The sequence below is a fragment of the Arthrobacter sp. Y3221157 genome (assembly GCF_059089865.1).
Genome location: NZ_JBNHFD010000022.1, coordinates 16,974 through 30,819 on the forward strand (window position 1 = coordinate 16,974; position 13,846 = coordinate 30,819).

A 13,846-nucleotide genomic window follows, 5' to 3' on the forward strand; every position below is an offset into this window, starting at 1 on the left:
GCTGGCGGTGCTTATGCCGCCAGGCGCGCCTTAACCTCGGCTGCTGACGGGTTGGTCGCGGCCGAACCGTCCGAGAACAGGACGGTGGGAACGGTGCGGTTGCCGCCGTTCAGCTGCTCCACGAGTTCGGCGGTGCCATCCGCTTCCTCGATGTTGATCTCCGTGTAGCCGATGCCCTGCGCATCCAGCTGCTTCTTCAGCCGGTTGCAGTAGCCGCACCAGGTGGTGGAGAACATGGTGATTGTGCCGGATTCGGGAGTGAAATCCACAGGGGTCTCCTCTGTGTCGATGTAGGGTTCCGTTCCTGTCAACGGTAGCGTGCCTCCCCCTATTCCCGTGCGCCCGCGGCTTCCCGGACGGCCCGGATGACAGCAGATGTCGCCGATGGCATGCTGGAGCCATGTGTGGACGCTATGTGATGGCACGTGCTGTGGGGGACCTCCTGGCGGAATTCGACGCCGAGCTGGAGGACGAGGTGAGCATTCCGCCGTCGTGGAATGTGGCGCCCACTGACGACGTCCCCATCGTCCTGGAACGGCTGGTGGATGACGGGCCGGAGCGCAGGCAGGTCCGGCAGCTGCATGTTGCCCGTTGGGGGCTCGTCCCTTCCTGGGCGAAGGATCCGGGCATCGGTTCCCGCATGATCAATGCCAGAAGCGAATCCGTGCTGGAGAAGCCGGCGTTCCGTAAGGCTGTCCAGTCGCGGCGCTGTGCAGTCCCGGCGGACGGTTACTACGAATGGAAGCAGGGCCCGGGAAAGACCAAGCAGCCCTACTACGTGCATCCCGGGGAAGACGGGGGCCTGGTCTTTGCCGGCCTCTACGAATGGTGGAGGGACCCCTCCGTGCCGGCCGGCGAGCCCGGGCAGTGGATGCTTTCCACCTCCATCCTGACAACGGACACACCGCCTCCGGGATCAGAATCGACAGTGTTCGGGAAGCTCACTGCCCTGCATGACCGGGTTCCGCTGCCCATGGACAAGGCCACCATGCAGGCCTGGCTGGACCCGGAAGCTGATGATGCCGCCGGCCTGGTGGACCTCGTGCGGTCCGGCGTCAAGGACGTTGCTGCGGACTGGCGCGTGGAGTCGGTGGGCAAGGAAGTCGGGAACGTGCGCAACAACGGTCCGGAACTGATCACGCCCGTGGAGGCGCTGTTCTAGGAGTCCCCGCCCCGGCGGCGTTGACTTAGACGGTGACTGAACCGTCGTCGTCCACAGCCCAGGTGGGGTTGTACGCCACTTCCCAGCGGAAACCGTCCGGGTCCGCGAAGTACCCTGTATAGCCGCCCCACGGCTGGGTGACCGGCTCGGCAACAATGGCGGCACCCGCGGCCGCCGCCTCCGCCATTACCTGGTCCACCTCCTCAACGCTCGCCAGGTTTTGGCTGAGGGTGATGGAGGGGACCGGCCCCGGGGCGCTGACGCCTGCTTCCGCCTGCATCTGCCCCGCGTCCCAGAGTGAAAGCACCAGGCCATGGTTGACCTGGATGAACACCACGTCCCCGGCAACCTCCTTGTGGATCGGCCAGCCCAGGCCATCCACGTAGAACGCCCTGGACGCTGGAACGCTGCGGACGCCCAGTGAAATGAAGTCGACTCTTGGCTGCATGCTTCGATACTGTCAGACGATGGCAACTATTCAAGGAAACGATCGGGACGCTTTGGCGGACAAGGAACAGCTCGCTGCCGTCCGGGTTGCTGTGGATGAGGTGGATGAACAGATCGTCACCCTCATCGCCCGCCGCGAACGGCTGATCCGCATCGCCGGCACCCTGAAGGGCGACGACGCGGAGGTCCGTGCGCCTGACCGCGTGGAACGGATCATCGAACACGTCCGTTCGGCCGCTGAGAAGAAGGACATTGACCCGGACATCGTGGAATCCACGTACCGGGCCATGATCTCGGGCTTCATTGAACTCGAGATGCGGGTCCACAAAGAATCCAGCTGAACCTCGCCCCAGGGCAAGAAAAAAGAGGAAGCCTTACAGGGCTTCCTCTACCGGGACGCCGGACTGGAATTCCCGGCCGTCCGCCTCACTGAAGGCGGAGATGACATGCCCCTGCCCCAGCCCATTGATGGCTGCCTTGGGAAACTGCCCGGTAATGGTGTTTTCGGAGTGCGATACACCTGACAGGTCGTAGTTCTCCTCAATGCCCTGTTCGCGGTTGAACGAGTAGAAGGCAATGGCCTCCCCGTTCATGAACTCAATGCACAGCCGCCGTTGGGACGAATAATCCGGGGTGGCCCCGACCAGTCCCACGACATATGCGCCGGACCCTGGAATTGTGCCGTCGATGTCGAAGGTGGCCACGAGGGTGGAGTCCTGTGCTTTGAGGCTTGCCTGCTTGAGGAGTGCGTCTTGGGTTTCCATGGCTCCATCCTGCTCCCTGCTTTCCGCTCCGTCCACCCCCTTGTCCGGCAACGGCGGGGAAGCCCCGCGGCCACTTTCTATGCATTGGGCTGAACCGGGCGTAGACTTGAACTGTTCGAACACATATTCGAATAGGGTCAGGTATTCCGGGAGGCGACATGGGCATGTTCAGCGAATCCGTTGATGTCCTGTGCTCTCCTGAGGGCCAGCCTGTAAGCCTTGGTTGGGCCGGCAGGTCCTACGATGTCTGTGCCGAACCAATGCGCTGGTATGAGCGCCGCCAGTGGTGGGCGGAAGACAGCAGGGCGCCTTTGGGGAGCGGTCCCGGGGTGGTGGACCATGAAATCTGGCGGGTGCAGGTATTGCCGTCCCCGGAGGGAGCCGCCGGAAGCACGGCGCACAGTGAACCACTGACCCTTGACCTTTCCCGCCATATCCGCAGTGGCCGCTGGCGGCTCGTGCGGATCCATGATGCCCTCCGGCCCAGAACAGCATGAGCTTCACGCACCTTCACGTCTCCAGCGCATTCAGCGCCCACTATGGGGTTTCCTGGCCGGATGAACTGGCACAGGCTGCCGCCGCGGACGGCGCCACCGCCCTTGCCTGCACGGACCGCGACGGCCTGTATGGAACCATCAAGCACCTTAAGGCCTGCATGGCTGCCCGTTTGGATCCCATCGTGGGAGTTGACCTTGCGGTCCTTGACGACGACGGCGACCACCGTACCCAGGTGGCAAGCAGGGTGGTTGTCCTTGCCCGCGGGCACAACAACGGTGCCGGCTATCGGGCCTTGTGCCGCCTGATCTCCGATGCCCACGCACGGACAACGGGAAAAGCCGGGGGAGCGGTACCGGTTGCCGTGACACGTGCCGAACTTGCCTCCAGGACGCTTGATCCCCAGACCCTCAAGCCGGTACTGACTGTCCTGATCGGCCCGGACTCGGATGTTGGCCGGGCAATGGGAGGCCGGCGCTATCTACGCCCGCGTACCCTTTTTAAGCAATGGCTGGATGCCATGCCAGCCGGGACGGTGGTGGCAGAGGTTGTCTCCCAGCTCAGCGCCCCGGGGTCACCATTGAGCACTGCCCACGCAGTCCGCATGCTCCGGCTTGCCGAGGAACACCACGTACCGGCGATTCTGACCAACGCAGTCCGGTACTGTGCTGCGGACGGCGCACCCACGGCTGATGTTCTTGATTCGGCAAGGACCCTGAAATCGCTTCCGGAACTCGCCACCGAACCGCTGCTGCAACCCACCGGCCAGGGCTGGCTAAAGTCTGCTGACCAGATGCTCCTGCTCGGCAAGGAAATCATCGCTGCCGCAGGTTACGGTGCCGCTGACCTGAAGCAGCTGATGACGCAGACCGAGGCGCTCGCCGACCTGTGCCGGATTGATCCCGCTGCCGACATGGGGTGGAAGCAGCCTGTTGTGCCGGAGACTGCCGTGCTGGGGATCAGCCAGGACCCGCATCAGGAGCTGGTGGAGCGTTGCAATGCAGGGATCGGCAGGCGGTTTCCAGGCATCAGCGGGGCGGCGGAAAGAACCATGGTGTCCCGGCTTGAGCATGAACTGGGCATCATCCGGAACCTCGGTTTTTCCTCCTACTTCCTGACAGTGGCAGAGGTGTCCAGGATGATCCAGGACATGGGTGTCCGGGCTGCGGCCCGCGGATCCGGCGCTTCCAGCCTTGTGAACTACCTCATCGACGTCAGCCACGTGAACCCCCTCCAGCATGACCTGATCTTCGAGCGTTTCCTCTCCCAGGACCGGGCAACCCTGCCGGACATCGACATCGACGTCGAAAGTGCCGAGCGCCACAACGTCTACCGGCGGATTTTCGAGCGGTTCGGTGCGGAGCGGGTCACGTTGATGAGCATGCAGAACGGCTACCGGGCCAGGGGAGCGGTACGCGATGCCGGTATGGCGCTCGGCATGGATGACGGCGAAGTGGGGGAGATCGCCAAGCAGCTGTGGCGCTTCTCAGCCCGCAAGTTCCGTGAAGCGCTGCAGGAAAAGCCCGAACTCAAGGAGTTTGCCGGAAGGGTTGAGCAGCGCGATGCCGACGGCAACCAGCAGCTCGATCTGCTGGTGGACCTGACCGAACGCCTTGACCGGCTGCCACGCCACATCTCCATGCATCCCTGCGGGGTGATCCTCGGCGACGCCACGCTCCTGGACCGCACCCCGGTACAGCCCAGCGGACTGGGGCTGCCCATGAGCCAGTTCGACAAGCACGACATGGACCCCATGGGCATGCTGAAGCTCGATGTCCTAGGTGTGCGGATGCAAAGCGCCATGGCATTCGCGGTCCGGGAAATCATCCGGATTCATCCTTCAAAGAAAGAGGTTGTTACTGCCGGCCGGCACCCTGCCGGGGCGGATGGTTCGGGACCGGCCTATATTGCTGACAACGGCCACATAGACCTCAACGCCGTGCCGCTCGATGACGAGCCCACCTACGAACTGATCCGCAGCACGCACACTTTAGGCTGCTTCCAGATCGAATCACCGGGCCAGCGCGAGCTGATCGGCAAGATGGCCCCGCGTGAATTCAACGACCTCATCATCGATATTTCGCTGTTCCGGCCCGGGCCCATGAAGTCGGATATGGTGAGGCCCTTCCTTGAACACCGGCACGGGTTTGCCCCGGAGGTCTACCCCCACCCCGACCTGAAACCGGTGCTGGCGGAAACACACGGCGTGACCGTGTTCCACGAGCAGATCTTGAGGACGTTCGACGTCATGACCGGGTGCGGCCTGGCCAAAGCGGACGAGTTCCGCAGGGCCCTGAGCAGCGAAGAGGGCGAAGCCGGCGTCGAAGACTATTTCCGAAGGAAGGCAAAAATAAAGGGGTATTCAGCGGACGTCGTTGACAAGGTCTGGGACACCCTCAAGACCTTTGCCAGTTTCGGTTTCTGCAAAGCCCACGGTGCGGCCTTCGCTGTGCCCACCTACCAGTCAGCCTGGCTGAAAACCCACCACCCGGAGGCATTCCTTGCCGGGCTGTGGGAGCACGATCCGGGCATGTACCCCAAACGGCTGCTGGTTGCCGAGGCGAGAAGGCTGGGCATCCCGATCCTTCCTCTGGATATCAACCTCAGCAAGGCAGAGTACCGGGTGGAGCGGGCCCAGTCCGGCCCTGACGCCGGAAAACTCGGTATCAGGCTGAGCCTCAACGGTATTTACGGGCTCTCCAGGACAGAGTTGAAGAGAATCGTTGCCGGACAGCCCTACGAATCGCTGGCCGACCTCCGGGCAAGGTCGAAAATCAGCAAGCCAAACATTAAAAGGCTCGCGCAACTGGGTGCCTTCGATTCGCTGCACCGGGAGACGGGAGGTACTGCCAACCGGGCGGACCTGGTGCAGCATCTGCAGAAGCTCCAGGCGTCCGGCAGCAGCAGGAAAGGCGTCGAGGTCCTGGAGGGACAGTTGTCGCTGCCCCTTGGGGATGTTGAACTGCGGAATGTCGCCCCGGGACTGCCGGAACCAACCCTGGTGGAAAACGTCCGGGTAGAACTTGACCTGATGGCGGTGGACGTCAGTACCCACCTGATGGACAGCCACCGGCCCCTGCTGGACAGGCTGGGCGTCACCACCGCAGACAAACTGCTGGGCCTGCGCAACGGTACGGAGGTCCTGGTGGCCGGGGTGCGTGTGGCCACCCAGACGCCTCCCATGCGGGGCGGCAGGCGGGTGGTGTTCATCAGCATCGACGACGGCACCGGCTGTGTTGACTCTGTATTCTTCCACGAGGCCCAGGAAAAAGCTGGGATGCTCCTGTTCGGCACCCGGCTGCTCCTGATCAGGGGTACCACCCGGCGGACCGGTCCCCGGGGAATCAGTTTGAGTGCCAGCATGGCCTGGGACCTGAGCCGGACCGAAACCCTGCCGTTCCCGGATCCCGCCGCCCAGGCGCCGGACGTGCCACATTCGCTGGACGGGATCAGCAGAAGCCTCGCCATTACCGGATTCAACGGCTGACACTGCCGTGCGCCGCGTTGGTCGGCCTATCACCGAACAGATAGCATTGACGATGGCTGGCTGTGGTCCCCGTACGCCACAAGCTATGAAGCCTGAACTTTGAATAGGAGACACCCGTGTCAGATGCCCAGCAGATCACCCTCGTCGTCGATGGCGAAGAGACCAAGGTGACTACCGGGACAACCGGTGCGGAACTCTTCTTTGAGCGCCGCGATGTAGTTGTGGCCCGCGTCAACGGCGAACTGAAGGACCTGGACCACGAACTTCCCGAGGGCGCCGACGTCGAAGGCGTCACCATCGATTCCCCTGACGGGCTGAACGTGCTCCGCCACTCCACCGCCCACGTCATGGCCCAGGCAGTCCAGCAGTTGCGGCCGGATGCCAAGCTGGGAATCGGCCCCTACATCACCGACGGCTTCTACTTCGACTTCGATGTCGCAGAGCCGTTCACCCCCGAGGACCTCAAGACCCTCGAGAAGATGATGCAGAAGATCATCAACCAGAACCAGAAGTTCGTCCGCCGCGTGGTCAACGAGGACGAAGCCCGTGAGGCCATGAAGAACGAGCCTTACAAGCTGGAGCTGCTGGGCAAGAAGAACGACGCCGCCGAGGCCGGTGAAGGCGTGAACGTCGAGGTGGGTGCCGGTGACATCACCATCTACGACAACGTGGAGCGCAAGGACGGCACCACCGTCTGGTGCGACCTCTGCCGCGGGCCGCACCTGCCCAACACCAAGCTCATCTCCAACGCCTTTGCCCTGACCCGGTCATCCTCCGCCTACTGGCTGGGCAACCAGAAGAACCAGCAGTTGCAGCGCATCTATGGCACCGCCTGGCCCACCAAGGACGCGCTCAAGGCGTACCAGGAGCGGCTCGCCGAGGCAGAACGCCGCGACCACCGGAAGCTCGGCTCGGAACTGGACCTCTTCTCCTTCCCGGACGAGCTGGGCTCCGGCCTGCCCGTCTTCCACCCCAAGGGCGGTATCATCCGCAAGGAGATGGAGGACTACTCACGCCAGCGCCACGTCGAGGCGGGCTACGAGTTCGTCTACACGCCGCACATCACAAAAGGCCACCTCTACGAGGTTTCCGGCCACCTCGACTGGTACAAGGACGGCATGTTCCCGGCCATGCAGGTGGACGCCGAACTGAACGAGGACGGCACCGTGCGCAAGCCGGCACAGGACTACTACCTGAAGCCGATGAACTGCCCCATGCACAACCTGATCTTCAGGTCCCGCGGCCGGTCCTACCGGGAACTGCCCCTGCGCCTGTTCGAATTCGGATCCGTTTACCGGTATGAGAAGTCCGGCGTCGTCCACGGCCTCACCCGGGTCCGCGGCATGACACAGGACGACGCCCACATCTACTGCACCCGCGAGCAGATGAAGGACGAGCTCACCAAGACCCTGACGTTCGTCCTGGACCTGCTCAAGGACTACGGCTTGAACGACTTTTACCTGGAGCTCTCCACCAAGGACCCGGAAAAGTATGTCGGCGAAGACGCCGCCTGGGAAGAGGCCACCAGGACCCTCGCCGAGGTTGCGCAAGAGTCGGGGCTGGAACTTGTTCCGGACCCGGGCGGAGCAGCCTTCTACGGACCCAAGATCTCCGTGCAGGCGAAGGACGCCCTGGGCCGCACCTGGCAGATGTCCACCATGCAGCTGGACTTCAACCTGCCCGAGCGCTTCGAACTGGAGTTCCAGGCAGCGGACGGCAGCCGGCAGCGGCCGGTGATGATCCACCGCGCGCTCTTCGGCTCCGTGGAGCGGTTCATGGGCGTGCTGACCGAACACTACGCCGGCGCGTTCCCGGCCTGGCTGGCGCCCGTCCAGGTGGTGGGTATCCCCGTTGCGGAAGCCTTCAACGAGTACATGTTCGACGTCGTCGACCAGCTTAAGGCGGCAGGCATCCGCGCCGAGGTGGATACGTCGTCCGACCGCTTCCCGAAGAAGATCCGCACGGCCAGCAAGGACAAGATCCCGTTCGTGCTGATTGCCGGCGGGGACGACGCCGAGGCAGGTGCCGTGTCCTTCCGCTTCCGTGACGGAAGCCAGGACAACGGTGTTCCGGTGGCCGAGGCAATCAAGCGGATCACGGAAGCCGTCCGTAACCGGACCAGCTAGCGGAACGGAACCAGCAGCGTGCAGGAGAACACAGGCGCAGGGTATCCAGGGGATGCCGGCGTTACCGACGACTTTGCCCTCGCCGGTGTCCCCGACGCCTTCCAGCGCCTGTGGACTCCGCACCGCATGGCCTACATCAAGGGCGGCCAGCACCAGTTCAAGAACGAAAACGACTGCCCTTTCTGCCTGGGGCCGGGCCGCACGGACGAGGATGCGCTCATCGTCCACCGCGGCAGGACGTGCTACGTGGTGTTGAACCTCTTTCCCTACAATCCGGGGCACCTGCTGGTGTGCCCCTACCGCCACATTCCTGATTACACGGACCTGACGCTTGAGGAAACCGCTGAGTTTGCCGACCTCACGCAGACTGCCATGCGTGTGCTGCGGAAAGTGGCGAACCCCGGCGGGTTCAACCTGGGGATGAACCAGGGCGTGGTGGGCGGTGCCGGCATCGCCGCCCACCTGCACCAGCACGTGGTTCCACGCTGGGGCGGGGACGGGAACTTCTTCCCGATCATCGCCCAGACCAAGGCCATCACGCAGACCCTCGACGAGGTCCGCCAGCAGGTGGCCGACGCCTGGCCCGGGGAGACGGATGCTGAATAGGCACGCCCGCGGATTCTTCACCGCGCTGTTCACCCCGCTGGCCCGCTGGCTCCTGAGGATGGGCGTCTCGCCGGACGCCGTTACCGTCATTGGCACTGCCGGAGTTGTTGTGGGCGCCCTGGTGTTCTATCCCCTGGGGCAGCTGTTCTGGGGAACACTCTTCATCACAGCATTCATCTTCTCCGACGTCCTGGACGGCATCATGGCCAGGATGCAGGATGTGAAAAGCCGGTGGGGAAACTTCCTCGACTCCACCCTGGACCGCATCGCCGACGGCGCGCTCTTTGCCGGCCTGGCCATCTGGTTCTTCACGGGCGGGGCGGATACCCCCATAGCAGTTGCTGCAATGATCTGCCTGGTCCTTGGCATGGTGGTGTCCTATGCCAGGGCCAAGGCGGAGTCCCTCGGGTTCACCGCGAACGTGGGAATCGCCGAGCGTGCGGAACGCCTGGTTTCAGTGCTGGTGGTTACCGGCCTGACCGGCCTGGGCCTGCCGCCCGTGGTGCTCCTGGCCACCCTCGCGCTGCTCGCCCTGGCCAGCTTCATCACGGTTGTGCAGCGCGTGTTGTCCGTCCGCCGGCAGGCACAGGCGGAACCGACGCCCGCTGATTAAGCATGATTAAGCCGCCCGGCCCCGGTGGGACTAGTATTAGGACTGCCCGGTCAATGGATCCGGCATTATCCGTGCGTGCACAGTCCGGCACTTGCCGCCTGCACGCCCGGCGAAGGTCATCTATCTACCCATAGGGGTTTTTGTGTCTACACCTGATGTAAGCAGCGAGGCCGGTTCCTCCGCGAACAGCGTCACGGGCAGCAGCCGCGTGAAGCGCGGCATGGCCGAGATGCTCAAGGGCGGCGTCATCATGGACGTCGTCAATGTCGAACAGGCCCGCATCGCCGAAGACGCCGGTGCCGTTGCTGTCATGGCGCTCGAACGCGTGCCGGCCGACATCCGCGCCCAGGGCGGCGTGTCCCGCATGTCCGATCCCGACATGATCGACCAGATCATTGACGCCGTGTCCATCCCGGTCATGGCCAAGGCCCGGATCGGCCACTTCGTCGAAGCCCAGGTCCTGCAGTCCCTCGGCGTCGACTACATTGACGAGTCCGAGGTCCTCACCCCGGCCGACTACACCAACCACATCGACAAGTGGAACTTCACCGTTCCCTTCGTCTGCGGAGCCACCAACCTCGGTGAGGCGCTGCGCCGCATCAACGAGGGCGCGGCCATGATCCGCTCCAAGGGCGAAGCCGGCACCGGCGACGTCTCCAACGCCACCACGCACATGCGCCAGATCCGTGCCGAGCTGCTCAAGCTCGCCGCCCTGCCCGAGGACGAGCTCTACGTCGCCGCCAAGGAACTGCAGGCACCGTACGAACTGGTCAAGGAAGTCGCCTCCACCGGCAAGCTTCCCGTGGTGCTGTTCACCGCCGGCGGCATCGCCACCCCGGCTGACGCCGCGATGATGATGCAGCTCGGTGCTGACGGTGTGTTCGTCGGCTCCGGCATCTTCAAGTCCGGCAACCCTGCCCAGCGCGCGGCCGCCGTCGTGAAGGCCACCACCTTCTTCGACGATCCTGACGTCATCGCCAAGGCCTCCCGCGGCCTGGGCGAAGCCATGGTGGGCATCAACGTCGACGAGATCCCCCAGCCGCACCGCCTGGCCGAGCGCGGCTGGTAATACTGGCGTAACAAGGCAAACCGCGACGGCGGGTGGGGGCTGCAAGGCACTCCCACCCGCCGTCGCGCATTTCCGACAGCCTCGGCAACCTTTCCGGCGGTTCCGCCTAGGCAACGGTCAGGCAGGCATTGCCTGTTCGCCGTCGTCCTCTGGAGGCGTGTATGGGCGGAAGGCCCAGGCGGGTCAGGAACACGGCTCCCAAGGCGACTACAACAGCAAGTCCCGCGAGGAATGCTCCGGCGAACGGCAGCGCCCCCACAAGCTGGAGAACCGTTGACACTATGGCCGTGCCCAACGCCGTCCTGTTTGCGGGTCCCCAATTCAGCCAGCCAGTTCTGAGGGCAAGATCCCCTACTGCTCTTCCGAGCCCAATAAGCCCGTAGACACCCAGCGTGCCCATTACCAACAGGAAGAGACCGGCCACGGGGATAAGGAAAAGGGTGAAGACCATTGACGCCAGCAGGGGAATTACAGCGATCAGTACCAAGACTCCTAGGGCACCGCTGACGGTAGGGAATCCGGCGGCCGCCCGGGCGACCCTGTTCACGGGGCGCGGTGCCAGGCGGGCTGTTAGCCAGGCGATAAAGGTCATCCCCATCACCACAACGAAGGCGAAGAGGGTCCGCGCCAGTAAAGAGGGCCGCTCCTGTGAGACCGTAAGGGCGGCGGCTGGATTGGACTCCTCCCTTATTTCGCCCTGCACAACGGCCCCCGGTTCCCGGGTGAGAGAACCCCCAGCTAACGTCATTCCTCCGTCCACTTCGGCGGTCTGGGTCAGGATCATTTCCCCTCCGAAGAGGAAGATCTCCCCGGATACAGCCGCGCCGACCCGGGCTGTCCCTGCCAAAATGTAAATGGGACCTGTTTGTTGGGCGCCTTCGGCAAGAATTATCGTTCCGCCTGCCACAGCAGTCGCCCCGACGAGCACTTCGCCTGCGCTTATCACATGCTCTCCCTGTGTTATGAGGGTTCCGGAGTACCGCCCGCTCCCGGAAGGCGCGGAACATCCTGCCAGCGTCAGCACCAGAAAGAACACCACGAGCCGAAGGAGGGCAGGGCGAAGTGGGGGCTTACCCGCTAAGCCTGGTCCGGGACTCATTCGCTTGCCTTCCGTTGTCCGCCGGGGCGCCGACCGAGGAACAGGAGGATGGTGGCCCCAATGAAGAGGACCAGGCTGACCGAGGCCACCGCCCGCAGGTGTTCGGTGAACGACACCCCGATGCCTTTCCACCAGATGGCCAGGGAAGTGCTCAGAAATGTTGCCAGCCAGCCGGAAAAACCCACACCGATGGCGGTGATCCGCGTAATTGTTTCAGGGGTGGAGAAATCGGCCCACAGGGCGAAGTTCAGAACGGTATAGATACTCACCGGCACTGCATACAGCAGCGGCATCCCGAGCGTGGCTGGCAGGTCCGGAGTAGTCAGGGCGTGCAAAACGTAGCTGAGCTGGGTCAAGGTGAAGAGTCCGAAGATCCAGCCCATCAGGGACCGCTGTGCGAGGGCCGGGTAAAGAATGCCGGCCAGCACGGCACCGAGCACGTGCATCAGGCCTAAGGCCCACAGCGCCACGGGATCGTCCGAGTGCCAAGCCGTGCCGACGTAGGCAGGAGTATCGATGATCCGCAGGAAACCCAGGCTGTCGATGAAGTAGATGCCAAACATCAGGACAACCGCCGTTGGGAAACCGCGGATTGACCAGCCAAGGGCCCCATGCGGGGGGATGAAGCGCCCACGCCCGTAGCCCGCCAATTTGTGCTGCTGCCCGAGAGTGCTGGTCAGTGACCACGGTATGAAGGCGAGAACAGCCAGGGCTGCGGCGCTGGGAGCCATCAGCCACAGCAATTGAGCACTGAATTCCTCGATCCGCCAGTCGGAGGCGAAGACCGCGGCAGGTAGGAATGCGGCCGAGGTTATCGCAGCCGCTACTGCCCCTCGGCGCCGGATGGGCACCAAGTCGCAGGTCAGCCCGAAAAGGCTGGGCACTCCGATACCTAGTGCGACCGAGGCTGCGCCGGCCCAAGCCACGAGGTCTCCTTCAGTTCTGAGATGTGGTGCCAATGCCGACAATGCAGTCTGTACTGCCACTACGAGGGCAAGGAGTCGGAGCTTGGCTTCGAAATTTTCGCTCCATCTGGCCCGGTACATGATTTCACCGGCCGTGACCGCCACGACGAGCGTCAAACCCGCCATGAGCGCCATCACCAAAGCCACCCGGTCCTCCGGCAGGCCAATCACCCGCGTTCCAAGATCGATTAGGCCTAGCTGGATGAAAGTCAGATTGTAGAAGTAGCCGGCCGATCCGGCCGCTATGAACAGACCCATCCCGAACCATGCCGTCAGGGAAGGCCGTACGGCGGCCAGGCCCACCATTTACCTGGCCAGCCTTGCAACGGATGCTGCGTCTCGGGTGAGCGTCGCCGGCCCGTAAAACGCAACCACCAGAACCGCTGCTGAGCACCAACACAAAAGCCGGTATAGGTCCGTACGCTCCGAAAAGACAAAGAGCCCGCCGGTGAAGTTGACCATGAAGTGTAAAAGGACGGCGGCACTCGTGCTTTTCTTCGTATTGTTGAGCACCCAGGCCATGACGATGCTCAGGGGCACAGGTCCCGCCAGGAAGAGCCAGAAGGAAACTGAACCCGCCCCGAGGGCGTACTGGTAGGTGCCCTGGATGAAGAACAGTGGCAGGTGCCATACTGCCCATGCAATGCCCAGGAGCACGCTTGCCGCCAAAGCACTCCGGCGCTCCTGGAGCCTGTCGGCAGCATATCCCCGCCAGCCCAACTCTTCGCGTAATGGGCCCAGCAGCAGAGTAAGGGCAACGGCCGGCACAATCGCCAGTGGCTGCGACAGGAATAGTTCGGCTTCACTCGACGCTGTGATCACGCCACCCGAAAGAATTTCCAGCGACAGGGCTGACAGGGTGACTGTAGGGGCTGCCAACAAGACCACGCCGTACCACCCGGGGCCGATCCGCTTTAGGTCAACCACCCGGTTCCAATATTCATGCCAGCCCTCTTTGTCATTGCTGAGGTAGGCAAGCGCCACTCCGGCTATGCATGGCCCAAGTCCTCCAA

Annotated in this window: 14 protein-coding genes; 8 read left to right on the plus strand and 6 right to left on the minus strand. The window is 63.5% G+C overall.

The window, feature by feature from the left end; genetic code table 11:
• Positions 1 to 11: 11 nt before the first annotated feature.
• A complete protein-coding gene (locus AC5RTT_RS08400) occupies positions 12 to 269 on the minus strand; it encodes a mycoredoxin (RefSeq protein ID WP_494144800.1) in 258 nt (85 codons plus the stop codon).
• 131 nt (positions 270 to 400) lie between these two features.
• Here AC5RTT_RS08400 and AC5RTT_RS08405 point away from each other — a divergent pair, with 131 nt between their 5' ends.
• Complete coding sequence (locus AC5RTT_RS08405) at positions 401 to 1,162, plus strand: SOS response-associated peptidase (protein WP_494144801.1); 762 nt, start codon at positions 401 to 403, stop codon at positions 1,160 to 1,162.
• Positions 1,163 to 1,187: 25 nt separating this feature from the next.
• Here AC5RTT_RS08405 and AC5RTT_RS08410 read toward each other — a convergent pair whose 3' ends face one another.
• Positions 1,188 to 1,610 carry a VOC family protein gene (locus AC5RTT_RS08410; protein WP_494144802.1) on the minus strand — a complete coding sequence of 141 codons (423 nt, stop codon included), beginning with the start codon at positions 1,608 to 1,610 and terminating at the stop codon, positions 1,188 to 1,190.
• Positions 1,611 to 1,629: 19 nt separating this feature from the next.
• Between AC5RTT_RS08410 and AC5RTT_RS08415 the strand changes: the two genes are divergently transcribed.
• The gene (locus AC5RTT_RS08415; RefSeq protein ID WP_494009292.1) at positions 1,630 to 1,950 is read left to right on the plus strand and encodes a chorismate mutase; all 321 of its coding nucleotides are present in this window, start codon (positions 1,630 to 1,632) and stop codon (positions 1,948 to 1,950) included.
• Between the two features lie 33 nt (positions 1,951 to 1,983).
• Here the strand turns inward: AC5RTT_RS08415 and AC5RTT_RS08420 are convergent, their stop codons facing one another.
• The gene (locus AC5RTT_RS08420) at positions 1,984 to 2,373 is read right to left on the minus strand and encodes a hypothetical protein (RefSeq protein WP_494144803.1); all 390 of its coding nucleotides are present in this window, start codon (positions 2,371 to 2,373) and stop codon (positions 1,984 to 1,986) included.
• Between the two features lie 158 nt (positions 2,374 to 2,531).
• Here AC5RTT_RS08420 and AC5RTT_RS08425 point away from each other — a divergent pair, with 158 nt between their 5' ends.
• The 6 genes from AC5RTT_RS08425 (at position 2,532) to pdxS (ending at position 10,769) form a co-directional block, all read left to right on the plus strand.
• Positions 2,532 to 2,870 carry a DUF6504 family protein gene (locus AC5RTT_RS08425; RefSeq protein ID WP_494144804.1) on the plus strand — a complete coding sequence of 113 codons (339 nt, stop codon included), beginning with the start codon at positions 2,532 to 2,534 and terminating at the stop codon, positions 2,868 to 2,870.
• Positions 2,867 to 6,355, plus strand: coding sequence for a DNA polymerase III subunit alpha (locus AC5RTT_RS08430; RefSeq protein ID WP_494144805.1), 3,489 nt, complete (start codon positions 2,867 to 2,869; stop codon positions 6,353 to 6,355). Before AC5RTT_RS08425 ends, AC5RTT_RS08430 begins: the two co-directional genes overlap by 4 nt.
• Before the next feature lie 116 nt (positions 6,356 to 6,471).
• Complete coding sequence (thrS, locus tag AC5RTT_RS08435) at positions 6,472 to 8,481, plus strand: threonine--tRNA ligase (RefSeq protein ID WP_494144806.1); 2,010 nt, start codon at positions 6,472 to 6,474, stop codon at positions 8,479 to 8,481.
• An 18-nt stretch (positions 8,482 to 8,499) separates the two neighbouring features.
• Entirely contained in the window at positions 8,500 to 9,087 is a 588-nt protein-coding gene (locus AC5RTT_RS08440; RefSeq protein ID WP_494144807.1) for an HIT family protein, read from the plus strand.
• The gene (pgsA, locus tag AC5RTT_RS08445) at positions 9,077 to 9,700 is read left to right on the plus strand and encodes a phosphatidylinositol phosphate synthase (RefSeq protein ID WP_494009286.1); all 624 of its coding nucleotides are present in this window, start codon (positions 9,077 to 9,079) and stop codon (positions 9,698 to 9,700) included. The genes AC5RTT_RS08440 and pgsA overlap by 11 nt, the downstream gene beginning before the upstream one ends.
• Positions 9,701 to 9,842: 142 nt before the next feature.
• Positions 9,843 to 10,769 (plus strand): pyridoxal 5'-phosphate synthase lyase subunit PdxS, encoded by a 927-nt coding sequence (pdxS, locus tag AC5RTT_RS08450; protein ID WP_494009285.1) that lies wholly within the window; start codon positions 9,843 to 9,845, stop codon positions 10,767 to 10,769.
• Positions 10,770 to 10,875: 106 nt separating this feature from the next.
• On the opposite strand, the gene AC5RTT_RS08455 is transcribed toward pdxS, so the two are convergent.
• Genes AC5RTT_RS08455 through AC5RTT_RS08465 form a run of 3 tightly spaced genes read right to left on the minus strand, consistent with a single transcriptional unit; the run spans position 10,876 to position 13,817 of the window.
• Positions 10,876 to 11,808, minus strand: a complete 933-nt coding sequence (locus tag AC5RTT_RS08455) for a bactofilin family protein (protein ID WP_494144808.1) — start codon at positions 11,806 to 11,808, stop codon at positions 10,876 to 10,878.
• Positions 11,809 to 11,864: 56 nt separating this feature from the next.
• The gene (locus tag AC5RTT_RS08460) at positions 11,865 to 13,139 is read right to left on the minus strand and encodes a hypothetical protein (RefSeq protein WP_494144809.1); all 1,275 of its coding nucleotides are present in this window, start codon (positions 13,137 to 13,139) and stop codon (positions 11,865 to 11,867) included.
• The gene (locus tag AC5RTT_RS08465) at positions 13,140 to 13,817 is read right to left on the minus strand and encodes a CPBP family intramembrane glutamic endopeptidase (RefSeq protein ID WP_494144810.1); all 678 of its coding nucleotides are present in this window, start codon (positions 13,815 to 13,817) and stop codon (positions 13,140 to 13,142) included.
• Positions 13,818 to 13,846 lie beyond the last annotated feature (29 nt).

Bases quoted from the DNA above. Each gene is read 5' to 3' on its own strand.
- AC5RTT_RS08405 (WP_494144801.1), top strand. From the start codon at position 401: ATGTGTGGACGCTATGTGATGGCACGTGCTGTGGGGGACCTCCTGGCG.
- AC5RTT_RS08410 (WP_494144802.1), bottom strand. From the start codon at position 1,610: ATGCAGCCAAGAGTCGACTTCATTTCACTGGGCGTCCGCAGCGTTCCA.
- AC5RTT_RS08415 (WP_494009292.1), top strand. From the start codon at position 1,630: ATGGCAACTATTCAAGGAAACGATCGGGACGCTTTGGCGGACAAGGAA.
- AC5RTT_RS08420 (WP_494144803.1), bottom strand. From the start codon at position 2,373: ATGGAAACCCAAGACGCACTCCTCAAGCAGGCAAGCCTCAAAGCACAG.
- AC5RTT_RS08425 (WP_494144804.1), top strand. From the start codon at position 2,532: ATGGGCATGTTCAGCGAATCCGTTGATGTCCTGTGCTCTCCTGAGGGC.
- AC5RTT_RS08430 (WP_494144805.1), top strand. From the start codon at position 2,867: ATGAGCTTCACGCACCTTCACGTCTCCAGCGCATTCAGCGCCCACTAT.
- pgsA (WP_494009286.1), top strand. From the start codon at position 9,077: ATGCTGAATAGGCACGCCCGCGGATTCTTCACCGCGCTGTTCACCCCG.
- AC5RTT_RS08460 (WP_494144809.1), bottom strand. From the start codon at position 13,139: ATGGTGGGCCTGGCCGCCGTACGGCCTTCCCTGACGGCATGGTTCGGG.